A 23,982-nucleotide genomic window follows, 5' to 3' on the forward strand; every position below is an offset into this window, starting at 1 on the left:
CTCGGTGACCTCGGGCTCCGCCGGCTGGCCCCCGTCCTTGCGACGCACAGCCGCCAGCAGCATCTGGGCCACGTCGACGACTTCGACGTCCTCGCCGACGCCTTCGGACTGCTTGGCGGTCAGGCCGTCGGAGATCATGACCCGGCAGAAGGGGCAGCCGATGGCGATCCGCTCGGCGCCCGTGCCGATGGCCTCCTCGGTGCGGTTGGTGTTGATCCGCGTGCCGAGCTTCTCCTCCATCCACATGCGGGCGCCGCCGGCACCGCAGCAGAAGGACTTCTCCCCGGAGCGTTCCATCTCGCGGACCTCGACCCCGGGCAGCGCCCCGAGCAGCTCGCGCGGCGGGGCGTACACACCGTTGTGCCGGCCGAGGTAGCACGGGTCGTGGTAGGTCACGCTCGGCGCGGTCGAGGCGGCCCCCTGCGACGACGCGTCGCCCGGGCGCGAGACCGGCACGAGCCGTTTGTCGCGGACCAGCCGGTTGAGCAGCTGGGTGTGGTGGACCACCTCGTAGCTGCCGCCGACCTGGGGGTACTCGTTCTTCAGCGTGTTGAAGCAGTGCGCGCAGGTGACGACGATCTTCGTCGCGCCGGCCTCGTTGAGGGTCTCGACGTTCTGCTGGGCGAGCATCTGGAACAGGAACTCGTTCCCGGCGCGGCGCGCGGGGTCGCCGGTGCAGCCCTCGCCGTCGCCGAGCACGGCGAACGAGACGCCGGCGGTGTGCAGCAGCTCGGCCACCGCGCGGGTGGTCCGCTTCGCGCGGTCCTCCAGGGCGCCGGCGCAGCCGACCCAGAACAGGTAGTCGACCTCGGTGAGCGACTCGACGTCCGTCGATCCTGAACCGCCGACGACCGGCACCTCGAACGGCAGGTCCTTGGCCCAGTCCAGGCGCATCCGCGGTGCCATGCCCCACGGGTTGGCGTTCTTCTCGAGGTTCTTGAACAGCCCGTTCAGCTCGGCGGGGAACGCCGACTCGATGAGCACCTGGTAGCGGCGCATGTCGACGATCGCGTCGACGTGCTCGATGTCGACCGGGCACTGCTCGACGCATGCGCCGCAGGTCGTGCAGGCCCACAGCACGTCCTCGTCGATGACCGCGCCACCATCAGGACTGCCGTGTGGGTTGTACGCCCCCAGGGGCGAGTCCGCGGCATACCCGGTGGCGCCGACCAGGGACTCGACCTGCGCCGCGGCCTTGGACTCGGCCGAGACCTCGTCGCGCTCGTCCTCCGAGGCGAGCAGCCACGGCGCCTTGGCGTAGGCGTGGTCGCGCAGCCCCATCACCAGCAGCTTCGGGGACAGCGGCTTGTCGGTGTTCCAGGCGGGGCACTGTGACTGGCAGCGGCCGCACTCGGTGCAGGTGGTGAAGTCGAGCAGCCCCTTCCAGGTGAAGTCCTCGACCTTGCCGACCCCGAGCGCGGCGTCCTCGTCGAGGTCCTCGATCTGCTCGAAGTCGATCGGCTGGCCACCGACCCGGATCGGCTGCAGGGCCCCCAGCGAGGTCCGGCCGTCCGCGTGGCGCTTGGTCCAGATGTTCACGAACGCCAGGAACCGGTGCCACGCCACCCCCATCGTCGGGGTGAGCGAGATGGTGATCATCCACGCGAACGAGATGAGGATCTTCACCGCCGCGACCACGACGATCCACGTCCCGATCGACTCGGCCGACATCCCGGCGAAGAACGTCCCAATCCACCCCGTGAGCGGGAAGTGGACCCACGTGTCCTGGCCGGTCCCCTCGACCCGGGCCAACGCATACTCCAGCCCGCGCAGCAGCCCGATACAGGAGGTGACGCCGAGGATGGTCAGCTCGACGTAGTACGCCTGCCAGAAGGTCGACCCGTAGAACCGCGAGCGCCGTCCCCCGTCACCGTCGGAGCGGCGCGGGCGCCGCAGCTGCCGGACCACCATCAGCACAACGATCCCGATGAACCCGCCAACCGCGAAGACGTCAGTGACCCACTCGTAGGGCGGCCATGCCCCGATCAGCGGCAGGGCGAAACCGGGGTCCGCCAGCTGCCCGAACGCGTTGAGCAGCGTGAAGAACAGCACGCCGAACGAGATCATCGTGAACCAGTGCGCCACCGCCACCACCGGCAGCCGCGACATCCGGGTATGCCCCAGGAACTCCCGGAACAGCGTCACCCAGCGCTGCCCCTGGTGGTCGGTGCGCGACTCCGGCTGACCCAGTCGGAACGTCCGCACGAACCCGCCCAGCACCTGGACGAACAACGCGACCGCTGTGAAAGTCACGGCTCCACAGACCACCAGGGCGACGATCTGGAGCGCGCTCATGGTCTCGGAGTGTACTGGCGGGTAAGCGCTCGCTCACCGGGCTGTGACGCCCGCCGCAGCGGGCCGTTCGAGGGTATGCCCGTGCTCAGGGGAGCTTGTCGGCGCCGGGACCCATCCCGCGCATGTCGGCGTGGAGATGGCCGTCGTTGCCGCGGTGCAGGGTCTCCGGAAGCTTCTCGGTCCGACCGGGCATCGACGGCACCGAGGTGTTGCGCATCGACTGGCTGACCGACTTCATCGCATCGCCCAGCTTCTCGGTGACGTAGGGCGCCGCCTGCTGCTTGACCGCCTGGGTGGCGTCGCCGACCCGGTGTTGCACCGGGTCCGAGTGCCACAGCCTGCTGGCCTGACCCTTGATCTGCTCGTACCGCTTACGACCCGCGCGCGCTCCGAGGACGTACCCGACCGCTGCTCCGACGACGAACGCTGCCTTGCTCATCCCGTCACCCTACGCGGATCGACCGGGGGGCCGCCTCTCCGGACCGGGCCCGGAGCCGTGAGACGAACTTGCCTCCAGATAACGTGGTATTGGACTATGTATAAGCAGACGTGAGTTCTGGCCCCGGAGCTCACCCCGAGTGCAAAGGCAGGCTTCCCGTGCCCATCTATGACGACGTGACCAAGCTGGTCGGCAACACCCCGCTGGTGCGCCTCAACCGGATCACCGACGGTGCCAAGGCGACGGTCGCGGCCAAGCTCGAGTTCTACAACCCGGCGAGCTCGGTCAAGGACCGCATCGGTGTCGCGATCATCGACGCGGCGGAGCGCTCGGGGCAGCTGAAGCCCGGCGGCACCATCGTCGAGGCGACCTCGGGCAACACCGGCATCGCGCTGGCCTTCGTCGGCGCGGCCCGCGGCTACAAGGTGGTCCTCACCATGCCGGAGTCGATGTCCAAGGAGCGCCGGGCCCTGCTGCGGGCCTACGGCGCCGAGCTGGTCCTCACCGACCCCGCCCTCGGCATGAAGGGCGCCGTCGCGAAGTCCGAGGAGGTGGCCGCGGAGCGTCCTGGTGCCATCCTGGCTCGCCAGTTCGCCAACGAGGCCAACCCCGAGATCCACCGGCAGACGACCGCCGAGGAGATCTGGAAGGACACCGACGGCGAGGTCGACTTCGTGGTGGCCGGCATCGGCACCGGCGGCACCATCACCGGCGTCGGCCAGGTCCTCAAGGCCCGCAAGCCCGACCTGAAGATGATCGCCGTCGAGCCGGAGGAGTCGCCGATCCTCAACGGTGGCCAGCCCGGCCCCCACAAGATCCAGGGCATCGGGGCCAACTTCGTGCCCGAGATCCTCGACACGACGATCTACGACGAGGTCATCGACGTCAACGCCGCGACCTCGGTGCAGTGGGCCCGCCGGGCCGCCACCGAGGAGGGGCTCCTCGTCGGGCTGTCCTCGGGAGCCGCGCTCGCCGCCGCGGTACAGGTCGCCCAGCGCCCCGAGAACGAGGGCAAGCTCATCGTCGTCATCATCCCCAGCTTCGGCGAGCGCTACCTCTCGACGATCCTCTTCGAGGGTCTCGTCGACTGAGGCTCTCGGTATGCATGTGAGCCGCTCAGCGGACGACGCCCAGCGCCCGGCCCGACCCGTCTCGAGATGGGCCGGGCGGGTTGCCGCCGTGGGCGCGACGGCCCTCGAGGACGTCGACGCGGCCATGGCCCGGGACCCCGCGGCCCAGTCGCGGCTCGAGACGTTCCTCACGTCGCCCGGGCTGCACGCGGTGTGGTCGCACCGGGTGGCGCACCGCCTCTGGGAGGGGCGGCCGGCGTACCGGATTCCGGCGCGGGTCCTGTCCAACGTGACCCGCACGCTGACCGGGGTCGAGATCCACCCCGGCGCGACCATCGGCCGACGGTTCTTCATCGACCACGGCATGGGTGTCGTCATCGGCGAGACCTCCGTCGTCGGCGACGACGTCATGCTCTACCACGACGTCACGCTCGGCGGCCGGTCGATGGCGCGGGTCAAGCGACATCCCACGGTGGGCGACCGAGTGACGATCGGTTCCGGCGCGCGCGTTCTCGGGGACATCAACCTCGGGGACGACAGCCAGATCGGAGCCAACTCGGTGGTCACCAAGGACGTCCCGGCCGGCGCGGTCGCGGTCGGGATCCCGGCCCAGATCCGCGAACCGGTTCCGGGGCTGACCCCCGAGGAGCTCCTCGACGAGAGCCCCGCCATCTGGATCTAGGGCCGGCGGGACCGGTCGCATGCTGTTCCCTACCGACCTCAGATGTTTGCCGGTTTGCCGCATCGTCGGCCGGAAACCGGGGCAACATCTGAGTTCGGATCAGGGGCTGGGCCTAGCGAGCGACGCTCCAGGGGGAGCCGAAACAGACGAACGGTGCGGGCATGTCCACGTCCCCGTCGAGCGCCTCGGCCAGCGCGGTGGGGGAGTCGAGTCCGGCGCCCAGCAGCCGGTGGTAGCGGAGCATGGTCTCGTAGGCCGTCGTGTCGTCGACCCGTGACACCGAGCTGACCACGCTCGTCGCCCCGATGCTGAGCAGCGCCGCGGTCAGGCCGAGGACCTCGCCACCGGCGCGTGGCGTGGTGAGCCCGAGGTCGCACGCGGACAGGACGATGTGAGCGGCGACCGGCTCGTCCGGGGGGACGTCGTAGGCGTACAGCGGGCCGTCGGCCATCCGGATGCTGGAGAACAGCGGGTTGTCCTGGTTGTGCTGCCCGTGAGCCGCGATGTGGACGAGGTCGCTGGAGACCAGAGCGGTGGCGAGGGCCGCGGCACTGCCGTGCTCGCTGTCGGCGGCCACACCGCCCGGCCATGTCGCGGCGACGTCCTGTACCTCGGGGCCGGAGAGCGCCAGGCCCGGGCCGGCCAGCGCGGTGACGCGGGGTCTCGCGATCGGCTCGCCCAACCCGCGCAGCCAGCTGGTGGCGGAGAGCGCGACGGTCGTCGGCCGTCCCACCCGCCGGGGCAGCAGGGACCAGGGCGCCGTCGCGAGGGTTCGGGACGGGATGACGAGCAGTGCGCCGGAGGCGGTGAGCGAGTCCGGCAGCAGCAGCCGGTCCAGCTTGTCGAGGTCGTGGGCGAGTGACGAGGAGACGGCGACCCGCAGCGGGGCGGGCAGCATCCGGCCGGCCAGGGCGTCGAGGTCCGCGCGCACCCGCGTCATCAGCGCGGAGACCTCGGCCCACGAGCCGAGCGTGTGCACCCTCGGGCGGCCGCGACCGACCGTGACCGCGCCGAGGCGATGGTCGAGCACGAAGTAGGCGACGACCTCGGTCCCGCGAGCGGTGAGCGCGGGGCGCAGCTGCGCCAGCGTCGTCGACCGTTCGGACCGGCCCTCGCCCTGGAGCCGCCACTCGCGCTCGCGGACCTGGCGTTCCACGGTCCGCCGCTGTCGCTGCAGCAGCTCGGTCCTGGCACCGGGCGGAGCGCTGCGCAGGTCCTCGGCGACGATCCGCAACCGGGACACGAGGGCGGCCAGCTCCGGGTCACGGGGCGGGGTGACGGCGGTACGGCGGTGGGACATCGCCCGCCACCGCTCGAGCGAGTCGAAGACCATCCGCGGCGACGACGACTCGAGCGCGACCCGGAGGTCGAGCTCGGCCAGCCGGCCGCCGTGGACCGCCATCGCCGTGCGCAGGTCCAGGCTGTGATGGCGGGCCTGCTGCTCGGCGAGCGTGCGCAGCCCGACCCGGAGCTCGCGCTGGGCGGCCGCGGGGTCGCCGGCAGCGCGGGCCACCCCGGCGCGGACCAGGTGCTGGTGGAGCCGCCCGGTCAGGGAGTCGGTGGCCGAGCGGCCCTGAACGGTCTGCAGCAGCACGACCGCGTCGTCGACGTGGCCGAGCGCGAGCTGGGCCTCGGCCGCGATGATCGCGACCTCGCGGTCGAAGGACGGGCTCGTCCGGCCGGCTTCGGCGCTCCGGATCTCGCGGGCGACCCGAGCCGGACCGCCCTTCGCCCCGAGGTAGGCCTGCCAGCGGGTGACGTCGGCCCGCGCCTGCCAGCCCGCGCTCTGTCGGCGGCGGAAGTCGCGACGGGCCCGGCCCGAGTGGGTACGCGCCAGCGTCGAGTTGCCCTGCAACAGGGCGACCTCCGCCCGGGCCAGATCCGCCTCCGCCCGGTCCTGGTTCGCCCGCTGCCGGCGCAGGCCGGTGCTGGCCTCGGCGAGCGCCTCCTCGGCCTCGTCGAGCAGCCCGGCCTCGATGAGGACACGCGCCCGGTCGAGCAGTCCGGCCCGGGCCACGTCCTGGTCGAGCTCGTGCGCTCGGGCCAGGGTGTCGAGGGCCAGCGGCAGGTTGCCGGCGAGGTACTCCGCATACCCGAGGTTGTGCATCGCCTTGGACTCGAGGCGAGTGAGCCCGATGCGCCCGGCCAGGGTTGCCGACGTCGTGAGGTCGTCCCGGGCGGCCGGGAGATCGCGCCGGTAGAGGTGCGCGCTGCCCCGGTTGAGGAAGAGCGACGGCTGCTCGCTCTCGGCGACCGAGCCAACCAGCGCGATCGCCTGGTCGAACTCCGGCAAGGAGTCCGCGACGTCGCCGTTGCGCAGCAGCAGGCAGCCGCGAAGGTCATGGGCCAGGGCGATGGCGTCGAGGCTCTGGCTCTCTGCGGCTGCCACCGTGGCCGCCTCGATGGCCGGGGCGCTACGGGCGTACCCGTGGATCTCGATGTCCGCGAACGCCTGGGTGATGAGCAGCCGGGCCTTGAGGTAGCGCGCCCGGTCGACCTCTGCGCCGGACGGCCTGGTCTGGTCGAGAAGTCGCAGCGCGCGGCCGACGATGGCCGCTCCACGGGCCGGGCGTCCGCTGTTGTTGGCGTCACGGGCGGCGGTGCGCAGCTCCTCGATCTGGTCCAGTGAGCGCGCGGCTGCCGTGATGAACCCCCGTGAAGTCGGGTCAGATCTCGATGGCGGGCGTGATCACCGGGTGATCGCCCTCGGTCATCTCATTCTGCCGCAAGACCAGCTGGGCGAGGCCGTGCTCGACGTGCTCGAAGACGAACCGGCCGTCCTCGTCCGCCGTGACGTGACGAGTCTCCTCTCCGATCCTGAGTTCCACGCCCAGGAACGCCCCGGGCGAGGCCCACCCGTCGAGCCGAACACCGCCGTTCGGAATCGGGGTGATCGTGACCATCGTCGTGAGCGTCTCACTGGTGAACGTGACGGTCTGGGCCTTGAGGACGTCCTCCGACCGCGCCTGCAGCTCCGGCACGGCCTCGCGCTGCAGGCGGGCGACCTCGGCCTCGAGGTCGTCGAGGGTGATCGCGAAGGTGACGCGGTCGAGCAGCGTCGGTGGCACAGGGTCATCGGCCTCGTAGATCCCCCGGAGGACGTCGAGCGCCTGGAGGTCAGCGTCGTCGATGGGCAGGGCCGCGAGGCGGTCCAGCTCGTCGAGCTGTCCGGGGCGGAACGGGTCGTCGGTCATGAGATCCCCCAGTGCGGGTCGGCATCGAGCAGAAGGCGAAGCTTGGCCAGACACCGGCCCCGGGTGGGGCCGATGCTTCCTACCGGCATTCCGAGGGCCTGGGCCACGGAGGCGTAGTCGGGGCGGTCGGAGAAGGCGACGACGCGCAGCAGGCTGCGGCACCGTTCGGGCAGTGACTCGATATGTCGCCAGATGACCCGGCCCTCGGCGGAGGCGAGGGCGACGGACTCGGGGCCGTCCATGGTCGAGTCGGGCAGGTCACCGCCGTCGTCGGCCTCGGGGAGGGGCTGCGACCGTCGAGTCTCCTTGACCACCCGCCAGCTCTCCCGCTTCGCGGTGACGATGAGCCAGGCGAGGACGGCACGCGAGTCCTGGATGGAGTCGGCGTGGTGGACCAGCCGCAGCCAGGTGGTCTGGACGATGTCCTCCGCCTGGTCGTGACCGACCCGCTGTGCACGAACGGTGTGCCACAGCAACGGGGTCAACAGCTCGACGAGCTCGGCAAGGCGGTGCCGGTCGCCGGCCTGGTAGGCCGCGAAGGCGGCGCCGGCTCGACTGGCCAGCGTCTCCGTGGGTGCGTCGGAACTACTCATCGTGACTACTCCTCATGACCGAGGTCGCCTCCAGCCGAGCTCACCGGTGACCGCTGCCCAGCCGCGGCGAACCGCACTGTGGGCGTCGATGGCGTCGAGCGTGCCGCTCCGCAGCATCCGACCGGCCAGCTGTGCCGCCAGCACGGGTGCTGCGAAGGATGTCCCGCTCCACAAGCCGAAGCCTCCCATGAAGTCGTCGGGGTCGATGTCCTCCCCGAACGCCGTGCGCCGGCGGGGCTCCAGGGCCCCGTCGAAGGTGACCGGGAAGGTACTGACGACGGCGGCCCCGAGCCGGTGACAGCTGACCCAGTCGCCACCGTTGGAGAACAGCGCGACCGTTCCGTTGGGGTTGAGCGCACCGACGCTGGTCAGCGGGACCGCCTCGCGTCGGGTGCCGGCTCCCTTCGGCGGGGCGAGGGCCGCGGGGAACATCGGGTTCGTCGTGGAGTCGTTGCCGGCCGAGGCCACCACGCATACCCCGAGCTGGGCGAACTGGTCGAGGGTGCGAGCCAGGGCCGAGGTGTAGCGGACGTCGTCCGGGGTCTCGTGGTAGTAGCCGAGGGACAGGCTGATGACGTCGACGATGTCCTGGGGGCGCCCGAGCAGCTGCGCCTGCGCCTGACGGACCAGGAGCTTGTTGAGGGCGATGGTCAGCTGGTGCTCGTCGATCACGCCGTTGCTCGGCATCACCCGGAGAGCCAGGACCGTGGCGTCGGGGCAGACCTGCCGGACGATCCCCGCGATGAAGGTCCCGTGGCCCGAGTCGCGGTCGAGGTTGCCACCCAGGGAGTCGTTGACGACCCCGGTCAGCTCGGGGTCCACGACCTCGTCGCCCAGGCCGATCGCCTCGCCGGCGATCTTGGCTCCCTTGGTCACCCACGGTCGGCGCAGCCAGGCGTGCTCGCCGAGGCCGGTGTCGAGGACGGCCACGACGGGTCGCCGGGTCGAGACATCGCCCGTCTGCGGCACCGGGGGCGACCCGACGAACGCGAGCGGCGCCCGCCCACGGAGCGCCCCGGTGTAGGCGTCGGACCCGTCGATGAGCGGGTTCCCCTCGAACCACGACGGAGACCCGTCGATCAGGGGCGAGCCGTCGATCAGGGGCGAGCCGTCGATCAGCGGAGTGAGGTGGATCAGGTGGTTGAGGCCCACGCTGTAGCCCGGGTCGGCGTCGCTGACGGTCTCCCGGTACTTCTGCAGGACCTGCCAGGCATCCGGAGGAGCGCCGCGGTCACCGTCGGGGGCCAGGCGGATGCGGCGTACCCAGGTCTTGTCGACCAGCTCGGCCAGGGCCTCGTTGCGGAGACGGCGGACGTATGGGCCGGGAACCGCGGAGGTCGTCCCTACCCGATGTCCGGTGGCCCGGGCCGCCTCCACCAGCTCCTCGGTCGCGGACGGCGGCCCCTGGACGATGAGCTCGTTCCCGACGTAGGCGGTCGGGCGAACCGGACCGCTGCCGTGGGTACCCGCCTTGGCCGGGTCCAGCACGCGACCGCCCATCCGGCCGAGAACCGAGGCCGGGATCGGGATCCGGCCCTGGACCGGCGGTGCGGCCGGCCGGGCCGGGCCGGGCTTCCGTGCGGGCATGTCGGCCTTTCGGTTCGATGGTGGTCGGTGGTGGGGGGATCGAGGGACACCACGCGATGTCGCCTGCACGGAGGTCGGGTCACCGGTTCAGATACGTGACCTGGATCACACTCCACGCAGTGTCCTCCGACGTATCTCACGGCGGCTGAGGCGCTCCTGGGAGATGTCCGCACGGATCGGGGCCCGTCGGACGCCCTGCGTCGCAGGGGGCGACGTCATTGCAGGGGCACGAGGCCGGCGGGCCGACAACCGACCACCTTCTCGAAGGTGCGGGCCCGCCGGCCTCTTCCTGCTAGAACGGTGCCGTGACCGACGAGCGGCTCGAACCGCCGCCCTGGTTCCGCGCCGTCGCCGTGGCCGACGACCTCGAGGACCGGCTCTCCGTGGCCTGGGTCGTCGACACCGACGTGGCCCACGACCTGGTCCCCGATGCCAGCGTCGACGTGGTCTGGCTTCACGACGGGTCGGTACGGGTCTGCGGGCCCGAGGTGGAGGGCTGGACGTTCCAGCCGCTCGACGGCCTCGAGCGGCTCGAGGCGGTCGGCGTACGGTTCCGGCCCGGTCACGCGGCTCCGGTCCTCGGTACCGCCATGGACGAGATCCGCGACCAGCGCGTCCTCGTCGAGGACCTCCTCGGCGCCGACGGTCGGCGCCTCGTCGAGGAGCTCGGCGAGCTGCCCGAGGGCGCGCCGCTGGAACGGCGGGTCGCGCTCATCCAGGACCACATCCGGCGCTGGGTCGCCGAGGGGAGCCACGTCGACCCGGCGGTCGACCACGTGGCCACGTCGCTGGCCGACGACCCGGCCCAGCGCGTCGACGGGTTGCGGCGCGAGCTGGACCTCAGCGAGCGGCAGCTGCTGCGCCGCTGCACCGTCGCGTTCGGGTACGGCCCGGCCACGTTACGCCGCATCCTGCGGCTGCAGCGGTTCCTCACCCTCGCCGACGACCCGCATACCGGCCGGAGCATTGCCGACCTCGCCCACCAGGCCGGGTATGCGGACCAGCAGCACCTCGCGCGCGACACCAAGGCGATCGCCCGCGCGACGCCCTCCGACCTCGTCGCCGACCGCCTCGCGGGGACGGTGTCCGATCCGTCCACGCCACCGGGCGGTTGGTCGGGCCAGGATGGGTATGGCGGGGGCACATCCACACGAACCGCGACCCCACAGGAGGGACCACTCCCATGACCGGACTCACCGCCACCGCCAGCACCGTCGTCGACGCCGACAAGGCGACGGTCTGGAAGGCCATCACCGACCCCGCCGAGGTGAAGCAGTGGTTCTTCGGCACCGATCTGGAGACCGACTGGACGCCCGGCAGCCCGATCACGTGGAGCGGCGAGTACGAGAGCAAGCCCTACCAGGACAAGGGCACGGTCGTTGCCGTCGACGAGCCGAACCGGCTCGAGGTCACCCACTTCAGCCCGTTGACCGGCCAGGAGGACGTGCCCGAGAACTACCACACGCTCGTCTACGCCCTCGACGGCGACGAGGGCGGCACCAAGGTCACCATCACCCAGGACAACAACGGGGACCAGGACGAGGCCGACCGCAACGCGGCCACGTGGGCGCAGATGCTCGAGTCCCTGAAGGGCCACGTCGCCGGCTGACTCGGCGGTTCGTGCGAGACTGCCGGTCAGCCGGGAGGGCTCGCATAGTGGCCTAGTGCGGCGGTCTTGAAAACCGCTATGGGTAACTCCCATCGTGGGTTCGAATCCCACGCCCTCCGCATGGGTCGTCTGGTGTACAGCGTGATCACATCCCTCGACGGGTACGTCAACGACGCCGAGGGTGGGTTCTCGTGGGCGATGCCCGACGAGGAGGTCCACGGCTACGTCAACGACCTCATGCGGCCGATCGGGACCCACCTCTACGGCCGCCGGCTCTACGGCGTGATGGCCGGGTGGCAGACCCTCGGCTCCACGCCCGACGAGCCTGCGGTGGCGCGCGACTTCGGTGAGCTGTGGCGCGGCGCCGACAAGGTCGTCTACTCCACGACGTTGGCCGACGTCTCGACGCCCCGCACCCGGCTGGAGCGGACCTTCGACCCGGACGCCGTCCAGGCGTTGGTCTCCGACGCCGATCGCGACGTGCTCGTCGGCGGCCCCGGCCTGGCCTCGCACGCGCTCCGCGCCGGGCTGGTCGACGAGATCGGGGTCGTCGTGGCACCGGTCGTGGTCGGTGGCGGGACCGCCTACCTGCCCGACGACCTCCGCCTCGACCTCCGCCTCCTCGAGGAACGCAGGTTCGGCAACGGCTTCGCCGCGCTGCGCTACGCCGTCGTCAGCTGAGGCTCGAACCGGATCGTCACCCCCTCCGGCGCGGCGGCGTCCACGGTCACCCGGCGGCCCCGCCTCGCGACGCTGCTCTCGGCCGACCCGGTGACGTCGACCCGGAGGTGCTCGTCCACCTCGAGGGTGAGTCGCAGCAGCGGCTCGGTGAACGACCCGCCGACCGGCCGGCCGAAGGCTATGGCGTCCGGACCGACCGAGACCACCTCGGCCGTGGAGCTCTCGATCCGTCCCCAGCGGGTCGTCAGCCCCCACGGCAGGAGGTGACCGGTATGCGCGGGTACGTGCAGCGCTCCGCCGCCGAACGCGTCACCATCCACCCGGACGGTGACCCGGGTGTCGTTCCCGGTGGGGTTGAGCACGTGGAGCATCCGGTCGCCGCCGGGTGAGCCGGTGGACGTGACGACGACGCCTCGGACGTCGGTCTCGACGGTGAGGCCGGGTGCCACCCCGAGGCGGGTCGCCGCCGCGGTGAAGAACTCCGGCATCGCGGGCAGCTCCGCCGCGAGCAGTACCGCGGTGCCCGCTCCCAGCGACGCCTCGACCCCGCACACGTGCCCGTGGACCTCGGTCAGCAACGGGCTCCCGCCGACAAGCTCCTGCCACCACGCGACGCGAGTCTCGGGGATGAGGTCGGCCCACGCACGTCCGCGCACCGAGGGGTAGTAGTACGCCTCGGCGGGCCGGACGAAGCCTGCACTCAGTCCGAGGGCGTCGAGGAGCAGCCGGCACTCGCGGTCCTCGAGGTCGCGTTCGGGCGCCGGCCCGAGGAGGAGCAGTCGACCGCCGCCGGACACGTGGTCGACCAGCCGGCGCTGGACTGGACCGTCCAGGTGACGGCCGCTCGCCAGGGCCACCAGTAACGGTAGGTGCCGGTCGGGGTCCTGGAGGTCGACCGCGCCGAAGCGGTAGCCGGCGAACAGCAGCGACCGCCACAGCGCCTTGCGCTGGCCCGGCCCGCGGTGCGAGGCGAGGTCGTCGACCACGCGGGTCATCACCGCGGAGCCGGGGTGGTGGTACTCGGTCATGAAGGCGTCGAGGACGAACCCCATGGCCAGGTCGTCGTGCTCCTCGTCCATGTCGGCCAGCCACCGACCGTTCGCGGCGACGGGACAGCAGGCCCGCGCGGTGCCCTCAAAGGCCGGCCCTCGCTCCCCGAGCGGCCCGATGGGGGCTGCCGTGCCGTGGCGTTCGCCGGTGAAGCTGATCCGGTCGTTGCCGTCGCCCACGGGCTCGTCCAGCGGCGGGTTGATGCCCCCGGCCAGCAGGTAGTAATTGACGATCCGGTTGCCCTGGGCCAGGAACAGGCGGGTCTTGAGGTCGGTGGTCGAGGCGTCGTACAGCCGCTCCGCGCCCCCGCCGTAGTCGCCGGTCCCCGCCTCGAACTCCAGTGAGGTGACCGGCTGGTCCGGTCCGTTGACCGCCGTGAGGCAGGCGTTGATGAAGTGCACGTCGGTCGTCGTGTCGAGGCTCATCTCGCCCAGGTAGTGGTCCGAACCGGCCACGATGCCGGGCCGACCCGCATACGTCTCGACCAGCTGGCTGATCCCGATGGCGAGGGGCACACCGTTGCCGCCCTCGGTGCCGTGGACGTTGACCAGCAGCGGGATGTCGCGGATCCCGTTGTCCCGGGCCATGTCGGTGAGTGCTGTGACGTATGCGGCGAGGCGCCCCCGCATGAATCGGCCGAGGTCGACGCGCAGGGCCGCGGCCCACGCCTCGTCCGGAGACTCCACGACGGTTCGCCACTCGCGGTCGAGGGGGTACCGCCGACCCAGCGCGTCGCCATGCTGTGCTCCGCACCATGACCGGAACTCCGAGAGCAGGTCGTCGGTGAGGTCGGGCGAGTTGCTGACCCAGGCCAGCATCCCGATCTCGTTGTCCAGCTGTAAGCCGATCACGTTGCCGCCCAGCGGTTCCAGTCGGTCGGCGAGGAGAGGTAGCACTGCGGCATACCAGCGGCGGACCTCGTCGAGGAAGGCGGGTGCGAGGTAGTCGACGGTCCGTGTCGTCGCAGGACGGCCGTCCCAGCCGGTCGGGACGATCTCGGGGTGCTCGGCGTAGAGGCGGTAGGGCAGACCCTCGTTCTTCAGCTCGGCCATGACGAACGGACCGGGTCGGGCGACGAACCACAGGCCGTGGTCACGGCAGAGGTCGACGAAGGCGGCGACGTCCCGTTCACGCCGGGTCCGCCCGGTGACGTCGATGCTGCCGTCCGGGAGCTCGTGCCAGAGCCACGGGATGTACGAGGCGATCGCCGTGCACCCGACCTCCTTGGCGGCCCGGATGCGGTCCTCCCACTGGTCCCGGGCGACGCGGAAGTAGTGGACCTCGCCGGCCACGACGACCACCGGCTCGCCGTCGACGAAGATCCGGCGCGAGCGGACCTCGATCACGGGGCTAGTCCACGACCAGGAGCCGGGCGCGGCTGCCGTAGGCGGCGTTGGGACCGACGATGACGTCGACCTCGCCCGTGTCGATCCGCCAAGCCATCTCGCGGTCGTAGTACCCGAACATCTCCGGGGTCACCCGGAAGGTGACTGTGGTGGTCTCTCCTGGTTCGATCTCGACCGCCTGCCAGTCGGCGAGCTCGACGATCGGCCGGGTCACGGCGGCCACGGGGTCGCGCACGTAGAGCTGGACGACCTCACGCCCGGCGCGGGTACCGGTGTTCGTCACCTCGACCGACACCTTGACGGACCCGGACGCCAGCGAGAGGCGCTGACGGCTGACCGTCAGCTCGCCGTACTCGAACGTCGTGTAGGTCAGCCCGTAGCCGAAGGTCAGCTCCGGGAAGACCAGGGAGTTGAGGTAGCGACCCAGCTTCCGGTCGTCCTCACGGTTGACCCGGCGCCCCGTCGGCCGCTCGTGCGAGCTGGACGGGATGTGGCCGACGGTGCGCGGGAACGTCATCGGCAGCCGTCCGCTCGGAGCGGTCCTCCCGAGCAGCAGGTCGGCGATCGCAGGTCCGGCCTCGACGCCCGGGTGCCAAGCCACGACGACCGCGCTCGCCAGCTCCAGGACCCGCCCCAGCTCCAGCGGCCGCCCGGTGAACACGACGACGACCAGCGGCTTCCCGATCGCGGCCATCTCCTCGAGCACGTCGAGCTGCCCTGCGGGCAGAGCCAGCGTGCTGATGCAGCGATCCTCGCCGGAGCGCATCCGGTGCTCGCCGACCAGGGCGATGGTCACGTCGCTGTCGCGGACCATCACGACGCCGAGGTCGCTGAACCGTCCGTCCGAGACCAGGAGGTCGGCGGCCGGCACGCGCTCGCGGAAGGCGTCGGCCGGGGAGACGACGTCGGAGCCCTGGCCGTCGAGGACCCACGTGCCGAGCAGCGCGTCACCCTCCTCCGTGAACGGGCCGGCCAGGTGGATCCGACCGATGTTCTCGTGGAGCGGGAGGATCCCGTCGTTCTTCAGCAGCACCATCGACGAGGTGGCCGCCTCGCGGGCCAGCGCGCGGGAGGGTCGCGTGGGTGCGACCACCGAGTGGCCCTCCGGGGTGTACGGCCGGTCCATGACCCCGCTTCGGAACTTCATCCGCAGCACCCGACGCACGGCGTCGTCGACCATCTCCAAGGGCACGTCGCCCGACGAGACCAGGTCGGGGACGTGCTCGCCGTAGGAGCCCGAGCACATGTCGAGGTCCAGACCCGCGAGCAGGGCCTGTCGAGCGGCGTCCCGCAGGTCCTCGGCGACGCCCTGCATGACCAGCTGTCCCACGCCGTTCCAGTCCGCGACGACGACCCCGTCGAACCCCCACTCGCCCTTGAGGACGTCGCGCAGCAGGTGCCGGTGCGCGTGCATCGGGATGCCGTCGACGTCGTTGAAGGCCGCCATCACCGACGCCACACCACCGTCGACCGCGGTGTGGAACGGGCGGAGGTGCAGGTTACGCAGGGTGTTCTCGCCGACGGTCACGGTGTCGTAGTCGCGACCGCCCTGGACCATGCCGTAGCCAGCGAAGTGCTTGGCACAGGCCGCGATCGACCCCTTGCGGCCGCCCGTGCCCTGGAATCCTCGCACCATCGCGACGGCCAGCCGACCGGCCAGCACCGGCGACTCGCCGAGGGACTCCGCGACCCGACCCCAGCGCGGCTCCTCGGAGATGTCCATCATCGGCGCGAACGTCCACGCGACGCCGTCCAGCGACGCCTCGGCGGCGGCGAGCTCGGCGCACCGGCGGACCAGGTCCTCGTCCCACGCGGCGGCGATACCGAGCGGAATCGGGTACACCGTCCGGTGGCCGTGGATGACGTCACGACCGAACAGCACGGGAATGCCGAGCCGTGACCCGTCGACCGCGGTCCGCTGGCACTCGTTGATCGCTGCGACCAGCAGGCCCTCGTCGCTGACGTTGCCCGCAGTGGCCCCACTCGCATACAGGCTCGCACCGATGCCGCCCTTGAGGAGCAGCTCGCGGTCACGGACCGGTTCCACGTTCGCACTCATGTGGAGCTGTCCGGCCTTCTCCTCCAACGTCATCTCGGTCAGCAGGAGGTCGACCCGCTTTTCGAGGTCGAGCCGGGAGTCGAGCCAGGGCCGCTCGTTGTGGTCGGTGGTCTTCACGGGACCTCCACGTCGATTCGGTTCGCGCCCGACTCCAGTAGTCGGTGCAGGTCTTCACTGCGCACAGCCAGACCACCTGTGCGGTAAGGGTTTTCGAGCCGGTATGCGTCGAGCCCGGAATCGCCCACGGTCACCGACGTGGGGCCCGAGCCGACGGCCCCCACCCGGAACCGGACCTCGACCGGGCGACCGAACAGCCGGACGGACGCGACGAGCCCGTCGGCGGAAGTCGGGAGCACCGGGTCGATCTCGACGACCGACCCGTGGCGCCGGACGCCCAGCAGGTTCTCGACCACCAGCCGGAGGAACAGCCCCGGGCCGGACGAGTAGACGCGCCAGCCACCCTCCAGCGGCACCGTGCCGTCGCGGACGCCGGCGTAGTCCGCGGCCGCCGTGTACCGGTCGGGGAACACGGCATCCGACGACGAGTAGTAGGTCGTCGACTGCCGGGGGCGGGTGGACGGGACGCGCTCGGTCATCCCCAGGGGGTTGGCCTTGGCCAGCGCGGCGAGCAGGCCGTCGGCGTCGCCGACCCGCGCGAGGGCCTCCGCGTAGCGCAGGTGCGCGTGGGTGTACATGATGCCGATCTCGCGTCCGAAGAACGTGCTCGCCTCGGCTCTCTGGTACACCTCCATCGGACCGCCGTGGTAGGCCGCGGGCCGGTCGAACAACCGCGCACCGTCGGGCCCGCTGAGGTGCTCGCGGACCAGGGCCAGGTGGTGGCGCGCCTCGTCCGGCGTGAGGATCTCGGCGGTGATCGCGTGGATCATCGGGAGCAGGGAGTAGGTCAGTCCGGTCCGCTCGTCGACGGGGTGGATGAGCAGCTCCACCACCCGGCCGTCGGCCACGCGTCCGTACCCCGCGAGGACGCCGTCGACGAGGAGCTCCTCGCGCAGCGCGACGACCCCCTCGTCGGCGATGCGGCGGGCTCGCCGGGCCACGGCGGCAGCGCGGTCGGCCGTGTCGTCGGGTGCGTCAAGTGCTTCCAAGGCGCCGGCCAGGCGGCGCAGCGCCTGGGACTGGAGGACCACCGTCCAGGTCGAGCAGAGGGCGGCGGCGAGTGCGGGGTCGGCCGGCTGCAGGCTGTCGTTCCAGTCGCCGTGCCCGTACGCGGGTAGCCGGGTGCCGGGAATGCGGACGGCCTCGATGGCGTCGAGGGCACGGTCGAGGTGGTCGAGCAGCGGCGCCGGCGCCGTGGGACCGCCGGTCCCGACGAACGGCTCCTCGTAGCGAAGGAAGGTCGCGTCCCCGGTGGCGAGCAGATGGTCGCCGAACGCCAGCAACGGCCAGTAGACGACGTCGCCGTGCGAATCACCTTGGTACCACTGGCGATGGCGAGCGTAGAAGTCGAACGACTGCGGCCAGTCGCCGCGGGCGTTCTGCGCGCGGAGCAGACGAGCGGCGACGTCACGTAACGCCTCGGGCTCGTCGACGGCGAGGAGGACGCCGACCGGTCCCTGGCTGACGTCGCGGGTACCCCAACCGCCGCCGGTGTACTGCTCCAAGCCACGGGGCGACAGGAAGTGGACCAGGGCGTCGTGGGCGAACCAGGGGAGCACCGCGTCCAGTCGGCGCAGCTCCTCGGCGGCTTCGGGGTCGACAGCGTCGGCGGCGTCGGAGTCGTCGACAGGCACCGCGAGGCGGACCCGGTGCGCGACGTCGTTCCAGAAGGACACCGGGTCGGGTCCCGGCGCGGGTGCGTCCCGCCCTTCGGCGTCGTCGACCAGGTGGGGGGTCACCGACAGTGACCAGGTCGGCAACGGTCCCGTGGTGAGCACCACCCAGGGCAGGTCGCGCGACCGCCCGTCCGTGAAGAGGACCTCGTCACGGCCCACGTGCGGAACGTTGCCGGGCGACCAGTCGACGCGGACCGTCCCGCCCGGATAGGTCCGCTCCCGGTCGCTGCCGTGAGGTGGCGCCAGTGTCAGGCCGTCGCCCTCGATGCCGAGCGCGGACGGCGCACGGTCCGCCCCGTCGTCGCCGCCCAACGCGACGTGCAGGGCCGCCCGCCAGCGGAGCGGCGGTCCGTCGAGCACGCGGGCCTCCACCGAGAGCTCGTGGCGGTCGGTCGCACCCGAGGAGGCGACCTCGACCAGTAGGTCGTCGGTGCGGTACCACCACCGGCATGCACCCGGAGAGACCCACCACGCGGAGGGCCGGCCCAGGAGGCGCCAGTCGTCCGGAGCCGCCTCCGGTGCCACGAAGAGACGCATACCGTGAGCCCGGAACAGCCCCAGGTACGACCGACGGAGGGAGAGGACCGAGCCCAGCGCGACGTGGCCCTGGGTCACCTGGGTGTGGAACCCACCGTCCATCCACGTCGTCGTCGTGACCGAGCGCTCGTCGGGAGTCCACGCCGAACCGGTCCGCAGGATGTGACCGTGCGGGCGCAGGACGGCTGCCTGTTTCGCCGCTGTGACCAGATGGCCGCCGTGGCCGGTGCCCGCGGAGAGGAGCACGTCGCCGTCCCGCTCGACGTCGGTCCACGGGGTGCCCGTCCCGACGAGGGCCTGGAGACGGTCGTCGCCGATGGTGAGGGTCGTCAGGTCGGCGGCAGAGCTGAACAGCGAATGACCCGGCCCGTCAACGCTGCCGGCATCGAAGCGGGTGCGTCAGGAAGCTCGGGGGAGGCCGCGGGATCGGCGAGGACCTGCTCCGCGATACGGACGTCGTCCGGTGTCGTCGCGCCGTGATGGTCCGGGAGCACCATGCCGTAGAAACCGGTGGTCACCGTCTCACCGGCCTCGAGGGCGTACCTGGGTGTCTGGAGGCCGACCATGGTGTGCTCGTGCTGGAGCCGTGCGCCGGGCAGGTCGCCCCCCAGCCCGCCCGCCCGCTCGAGCTGGAGCGCGTCGGTGCACCAGAGGTGGGCCACGTCGAGCGCGCCGACGAGAGCCCAGGGCGCCCGCTCGCCCGGCATGTTCTGACGGACCGCCAGAGCGGTGCCGTGACCGGGCACGGCGAGCGGCGTCACGTCGAGGTACTGGCTGACGTAGTACTCAGAGGTCCGTACCGCCGACCGGGACGCGAGGGCGACGTCTTGGGTGTGCAGGACGTCCACGACCACCGGCCGGGACGACCGGTTGGTCACGCGGCAGTGCCAGAACCAGGCGGCCCTGTCCCGGGCCAGACGGAACGTCGCGACGATGGCGAGCTCGGCGGTGTCGGCGGACACGACCGGACCGTCCACGGTCCAGTCCACGCGGCCGATCGCATTCTGTCCAAAGAGCGAGACAATTGACTCCCCAAGACCGTCACGCCGTCGGACCACCAGTCGCGCGAGACCGTCTTCGAGCTCACTCGCGGGATATTGCAGGACGCTTACACCGTGCGCCTCAAGGCCGGTGAGCGCGCCGCCCTCGGTAAATCTTGCCTGTGTCCCAACGGAATTGACGTACACGTCGGAAGACGTGTGCGGTCGTCTCGTCGTCGAGGACGCACTCATCCGTCCAGGGAACCACATCGGGATGGTGCCGGATAGGCGATAACCGCCCGGGTCTTCCGATCTCGCTCCATGAGACGAATTCCTCACATCGTCCAGCACCCACGGGTTGCGCAATCGGGTGCAGAGCGCTTGTCTGTGCATACGGGGGGCAGCCGTGGCGGACCGTAACCGGCCGTCACCCGAGCCGCAAAGGAGCGGTCATGGCCTGGAGGAACGCCGTTGTTGTCGGAGGTGTGACCGCCTCCGTGTTGGCTCTGTCCGCCTGCGGCGGAAGCCTCGGTGGAGGCGCCAACGGGTCAGGGGCCACAGGCGGGTCCGGTGCATCCGGGATGGTGGCCCAGCTGACGTTCCCGGCGGAGGTGGACGCCAGCGTCGGCGGGCTGGTCAACTACAACCCGCTCGCGGCCAAGCCACTGACCACGACCTGGATCTACGAGCCGCTCATCGTGCGCAACAACATCTCCTGCCAGGAGACCCCCTGGCTGGCTACCAAGGCCACCTGGGAGGGGAACAACAAGCTCACCCTCGACATCCGCGACGGCGTGAAGTGGAGCGACGGGCAGCCCTTCACGGCCAAGGACGTCGCCTTCACGTTCAACGTCGGCAAGCAGTACCCGGCCGCGGACAAGGCCGGCGTGTGGACCGACACGTTCGGGTCGAAGGCCACCTCGGTCGAGGCCAAGGGCAACCAGGTGGTGCTCACCTTCGGTGGTCCGGCCATCGGCAAGTACCAGGGCATCATCGAGACCAAGATCCTCCCGGAGCACATCTACGGCCCGGCCGGCGACCCGACCAAGTTCGTCGACAAGGACGGCATCGGCACCGGGCCGTTCAAGGTCGAGTCCTACAACGGTCGGCGCCTCACCCTCGCCCGGCGTGACGACTACTGGCAGGCCGACAAGATCAAGGTGCAGAAGCTGATTCTGGAAGGCAACTTCGACGCCTCCCAGGCGGCCCTCAAGCTGCGGTCCGGTGAGCTCGACGCCTACTGGGGCGAGATCCCCAACCCGCAGAAGACGTTCGTCGAGTCCGATCCCAAGAACAACCACTTCTGGTACGCGCCCAACGGCGCCACCGTGCTCACCGGCAACACGACCAAGCCGCCGTTCACCGACGCGAAGTTCCGTGAGGCCATCTCGTACGCGATGAACAAGGACGAGATGTCCACCAAGGCCACCTACGGGATCATGAAGCCGGCCAGCCAGTCCGGCCTGAAGCTGCCCTTCATGGCCGACCTGCTGCCCTCGAGCTACGCCGGCGACAACGCGACCCTCCTGCCGTTCGACGTGGCCAAAGCCAACTCGCTGCTCGACGCGGCGGGGTACAAGAAGGGCGCCAACGGCAAGCGCACCAACCCCGACGGCAGCCCGCTGGCGATGACCTTCACGGTGCAAGCCGGGTTCATCGACTTCCAGGCGCTGGCCGACGTCGTCGTGGCCGGGCTCGTCGCGTCGGGCCTCGACGCCAAGGTCACCCAGATCGCGCCGGAGGCCGCGGACGCGGCGAAGAAGTCGGGCGACTTCCAGATGCTCTTCGACTTCACCTACGGCGGCTGCGACATCGCCCGCGGCCTCGGGGCGAAGCTGTCCAACCAGAACATCCCCACACCCACCGACATCAAGGCCAACGTCGAACGCTGGAACGACCCCGCCACCCAGGGCGTCGTCACCAAGCTCGACCAGACCACGGACAAGGGCGAGCAGAAGGTGCTCACCGGCCAGCTCGTCGACATCATGATGAAGCAGTTCCCGGTGACCGCTCTGATCTACGCCCCGAGCCGCATCCTCTACCGCACCGACAAGGCCATCGGCTGGCCGAGCGAGCAGGACCCGTACGGCAACCCGGCCGACGACAAGCTGCTGATCATCACCCATCTCACGCCGCCGAAGTAGGCGTCGGTGAAATACTTCGCGCGGAAGTTCGGGTTCTTCCTTGCCACCTTGTGGGCGGTCGCGACCCTGAATTTCCTCATTCCCCGGATGGCCCCGGGGGACCCGGCCGAGATCATGGTCCAGCGCCTGTCGGGCAAGGACCAGCAGCTGGACCCCGCCCAGGTCCAGGCGGTGCGCGCGATGCTCGGCGCGCCGTCGGGGTCCCTTTGGGACCAGTACGTCACCTACCTCGGCCAGCTCTTCCACGGGCAGTTCGGTCTGTCCTACACGTACTTCCCGTACTCGGTGACCGAGGTGATCGGCCAGGCCCTGCCGTGGACGCTGGTCCTCGTCACCGTCACTCAGGTGCTGTCGTTCCTCATCGGCGTCGTGCTCGGCGCGTATGCGGCGTGGCGACGCAACACCCGCTTCGACAGCGTGGTCACGTTGGGATCGACGTTCCTCGGGACGATGCAGCCGTTCTGGATCGCTCTGCTTCTGCTCTACGTCTTCGGCTACACGATCGGGCTCTTCCCGACGTCGGGCGGCTACTCGGACACGACCCCGGGCTGGAACCTCCCCTTCGTCCAGGACTCGTTCCAGCACATGGTGCTGCCGGCCTTGGCCCTGCTCATCGTCACGCCGATCGGGTGGGTCCTCGGGATGCGCAACACGATGATCATGAACCTCGGCGAGGACTACATCCGGCTGGCCAAGGCCAAGGGTCTCTCCGACCGGACCGTCGCCCTGCGGTATGCCGCGCGCAACGCGCTGCTGCCCAGCGTCACCGGCTTCGCCCTCGCCCTGGGTGGCGTGCTCGGCGGGGCGATCCTCGTGGAGACGGTCTTCGACTACCCGGGACTCGGACGCCTCATGGGCGAGGCGGTCGAGAACAAGGACTACCCGCTGCTGCAGGCCCTGCTCCTGCTGCTCAGCACCAGTGTGCTGATTGCGAACCTCGGCGCCGACCTGCTTTACGGCGTGCTCGACCCACGCGCGAGGAGGGCCGAAAGATGACCAGTGTCCCGACCACGGACTTCATGGCCGAAGGAGAACCTGGCCAGGAGGAGGCGGTCCAGGAGGTCGGTGCCGTCCAGCGACCCGAGCGTTGGTACGAGGTGGTGTGGAGCAGCAAGAAGGCCCGCGTCGGCGTCGTCATCGTCGGGCTCTACGTGCTCGTCGCGATCTTCGCCCCGCTCATCGCCCCGTACGACCCGACGGACTCCAGCTTCCCGCCGCTCGCCGGGCCGAGCTCCACGAACTGGCTGGGCACCAACACCTCGGGCCAGGACATCGCCTCCCAGCTCATCTACGGGACCCGGGTGTCCCTGATCGTGGGGGTGTTCGGCGGTCTGCTCGCCACGATCATCGCGTTGGTCATCGGCATGATCTCCGGCTACGCCGAGGGCACCATCCTCGACGACCTCCTGTCCTTCGTGACCAACGTCGCTCTGGTCATCCCGGTGCTGCCCCTGATCATCACGATCGTCGCCTACTCCGAGGTCCGAGGCGTGGTGCTCATCATCGGCGTCATCGCGATCACCTCGTGGGCCGGCGCGGCCCGGGCCAAGCGTTCGCAGGTGATCACCCTGCGCAACCGCGACTTCGTCACCGCGGCGAAGTTCGCCGGTGAGGGCACGTGGCGGATCGTGTTCCGGGAGATCATGCCCAACATGACCTCGCTCGTCGCGGCCAGCTTTGTCGGCGCCGCCACCGGGGCCATCGGCGCCGAGGCCGGCCTCGCCGTCCTCGGGCTCGGCGACTCCCAGAGCGTCTCGTGGGGGACGATGCTGTACCAGTCGAACGCCCAGGGGGCCATCGCCCAGGGCCTGTTCCTCTGGGTGTTCGCGCCGGGCCTGACCCTGGCGATCCTCATCACCGCGCTGACCTTCGTGAACTTCGGCGTCGACCTGCTGAGCAACCCGCACCTCCGGGAGGACTGAC

18 protein-coding genes, 1 tRNA gene and 1 pseudogene are annotated in these 23,982 nt (G+C 70.7%); 10 read left to right on the top strand and 10 right to left on the bottom strand.

Annotated elements, in window-relative coordinates:
- Positions 1–2,295, bottom strand: a 2,295-nt coding sequence (locus tag VIG79_RS13375; RefSeq protein WP_331886396.1) for a (Fe-S)-binding protein, incomplete at its 3' end; no start/stop codon positions are given.
- Positions 2,296–2,380: 85 nt separating this feature from the next.
- On the bottom strand, positions 2,381–2,734 hold the full coding sequence (locus VIG79_RS13380; RefSeq protein WP_331886398.1) for a protoporphyrinogen oxidase: 354 nt from the start codon (positions 2,732–2,734) through the stop codon (positions 2,381–2,383).
- A 158-nt stretch (positions 2,735–2,892) separates the two neighbouring features.
- On the opposite strand from VIG79_RS13380, the gene cysK reads away from it, so the two are divergent.
- The gene (gene cysK / locus VIG79_RS13385; protein WP_331886400.1) at positions 2,893–3,825 is read left to right on the top strand and encodes a cysteine synthase A; all 933 of its coding nucleotides are present in this window, start codon (positions 2,893–2,895) and stop codon (positions 3,823–3,825) included.
- Positions 3,779–4,486 (top strand): annotated as a pseudogene (gene epsC, locus VIG79_RS13390) (serine O-acetyltransferase EpsC); the annotation flags it as partial. The gene cysK and the pseudogene epsC, both read left to right, overlap by 47 nt.
- Before the next feature lie 112 nt (positions 4,487–4,598).
- On the opposite strand, the gene VIG79_RS13395 reads toward epsC, so the two are convergent.
- Positions 4,599–6,875 (bottom strand): CHAT domain-containing protein, encoded by a 2,277-nt coding sequence (locus VIG79_RS13395; protein WP_331886402.1) that lies wholly within the window; start codon positions 6,873–6,875, stop codon positions 4,599–4,601.
- 39 nt (positions 6,876–6,914) lie between these two features.
- Here VIG79_RS13395 and VIG79_RS13400 point away from each other — a divergent pair, with 39 nt between their 5' ends.
- Positions 6,915–7,115 carry a hypothetical protein gene (locus VIG79_RS13400; protein ID WP_331886404.1) on the top strand — a complete coding sequence of 67 codons (201 nt, stop codon included), beginning with the start codon at positions 6,915–6,917 and terminating at the stop codon, positions 7,113–7,115.
- 37 nt (positions 7,116–7,152) lie between these two features.
- On the opposite strand, the gene VIG79_RS13405 is transcribed toward VIG79_RS13400, so the two are convergent.
- Genes VIG79_RS13405 through VIG79_RS13415 form a run of 3 tightly spaced genes read right to left on the bottom strand, consistent with a single transcriptional unit; the run spans position 7,153 to position 9,860 of the window.
- Positions 7,153–7,680: a carboxypeptidase regulatory-like domain-containing protein gene (locus VIG79_RS13405; protein ID WP_331886406.1), complete on the bottom strand. Its 528-nt coding sequence runs from the start codon at positions 7,678–7,680 to the stop codon at positions 7,153–7,155.
- Positions 7,677–8,273: a sigma-70 family RNA polymerase sigma factor gene (locus tag VIG79_RS13410; protein ID WP_331886408.1), complete on the bottom strand. Its 597-nt coding sequence runs from the start codon at positions 8,271–8,273 to the stop codon at positions 7,677–7,679. The genes VIG79_RS13405 and VIG79_RS13410 overlap by 4 nt, the downstream gene beginning before the upstream one ends.
- Positions 8,274–8,285: 12 nt before the next feature.
- On the bottom strand, positions 8,286–9,860 hold the full coding sequence (locus tag VIG79_RS13415) for a S8 family peptidase (protein WP_331886410.1): 1,575 nt from the start codon (positions 9,858–9,860) through the stop codon (positions 8,286–8,288).
- 305 nt (positions 9,861–10,165) lie between these two features.
- Between VIG79_RS13415 and VIG79_RS13420 the strand changes: the two genes are divergently transcribed.
- The 4 genes from VIG79_RS13420 to VIG79_RS13435 all read left to right on the top strand — a co-directional run bounded on the left by VIG79_RS13420 (position 10,166) and on the right by VIG79_RS13435 (position 12,150).
- Positions 10,166–11,047 (top strand): helix-turn-helix domain-containing protein, encoded by an 882-nt coding sequence (locus VIG79_RS13420; protein ID WP_331886412.1) that lies wholly within the window; start codon positions 10,166–10,168, stop codon positions 11,045–11,047.
- Complete coding sequence (locus VIG79_RS13425; protein WP_331886414.1) at positions 11,044–11,469, top strand: SRPBCC family protein; 426 nt, start codon at positions 11,044–11,046, stop codon at positions 11,467–11,469. The genes VIG79_RS13420 and VIG79_RS13425 overlap by 4 nt, the downstream gene beginning before the upstream one ends.
- A 33-nt stretch (positions 11,470–11,502) precedes the next feature.
- Positions 11,503–11,588 (top strand) — tRNA-Ser (locus tag VIG79_RS13430).
- A gap of 1 nt (position 11,589) precedes the next feature.
- Positions 11,590–12,150 (top strand): dihydrofolate reductase family protein, encoded by a 561-nt coding sequence (locus VIG79_RS13435; RefSeq protein ID WP_331886416.1) that lies wholly within the window; start codon positions 11,590–11,592, stop codon positions 12,148–12,150.
- On the opposite strand, the gene VIG79_RS13440 is transcribed toward VIG79_RS13435, so the two are convergent.
- The 4 genes from VIG79_RS13440 to VIG79_RS19845 are packed head-to-tail and all read right to left on the bottom strand — an operon-like array spanning position 12,132 to position 20,308.
- Positions 12,132–14,546: a beta-galactosidase gene (locus tag VIG79_RS13440; RefSeq protein ID WP_331886418.1), complete on the bottom strand. Its 2,415-nt coding sequence runs from the start codon at positions 14,544–14,546 to the stop codon at positions 12,132–12,134. The genes VIG79_RS13435 and VIG79_RS13440 overlap by 19 nt on opposite strands.
- A gap of 4 nt (positions 14,547–14,550) precedes the next feature.
- The gene (locus tag VIG79_RS13445; RefSeq protein WP_331886420.1) at positions 14,551–16,722 is read right to left on the bottom strand and encodes a glycoside hydrolase family 3 N-terminal domain-containing protein; all 2,172 of its coding nucleotides are present in this window, start codon (positions 16,720–16,722) and stop codon (positions 14,551–14,553) included.
- Positions 16,719–19,289, bottom strand: coding sequence for a cellobiose phosphorylase (locus VIG79_RS13450; RefSeq protein WP_331886466.1), 2,571 nt, complete (start codon positions 19,287–19,289; stop codon positions 16,719–16,721). Before VIG79_RS13450 ends, VIG79_RS13445 begins: the two co-directional genes overlap by 4 nt.
- Positions 19,265–20,308, bottom strand: coding sequence for a hypothetical protein (locus VIG79_RS19845; RefSeq protein ID WP_414672635.1), 1,044 nt, complete (start codon positions 20,306–20,308; stop codon positions 19,265–19,267). Before VIG79_RS19845 ends, VIG79_RS13450 begins: the two co-directional genes overlap by 25 nt.
- 188 nt (positions 20,309–20,496) lie before the next feature.
- Here VIG79_RS19845 and VIG79_RS13460 point away from each other — a divergent pair, with 188 nt between their 5' ends.
- Genes VIG79_RS13460 through VIG79_RS13470 form a run of 3 tightly spaced genes read left to right on the top strand, consistent with a single transcriptional unit; the run spans position 20,497 to position 23,981 of the window.
- Positions 20,497–22,059, top strand: a complete 1,563-nt coding sequence (locus VIG79_RS13460) for an ABC transporter substrate-binding protein (protein WP_331886424.1) — start codon at positions 20,497–20,499, stop codon at positions 22,057–22,059.
- A gap of 6 nt (positions 22,060–22,065) precedes the next feature.
- Entirely contained in the window at positions 22,066–23,055 is a 990-nt protein-coding gene (locus tag VIG79_RS13465) for an ABC transporter permease (protein WP_331886426.1), read from the top strand.
- The gene (locus tag VIG79_RS13470; RefSeq protein ID WP_331886428.1) at positions 23,052–23,981 is read left to right on the top strand and encodes an ABC transporter permease; all 930 of its coding nucleotides are present in this window, start codon (positions 23,052–23,054) and stop codon (positions 23,979–23,981) included. The genes VIG79_RS13465 and VIG79_RS13470 overlap by 4 nt, the downstream gene beginning before the upstream one ends.
- The last annotated feature ends 1 nt before the right edge of the window (position 23,982 follow it).

Source organism: Lapillicoccus sp. (assembly GCF_036559105.1).
Lineage (GTDB): Bacteria > Actinomycetota > Actinomycetes > Actinomycetales > Dermatophilaceae > Lapillicoccus.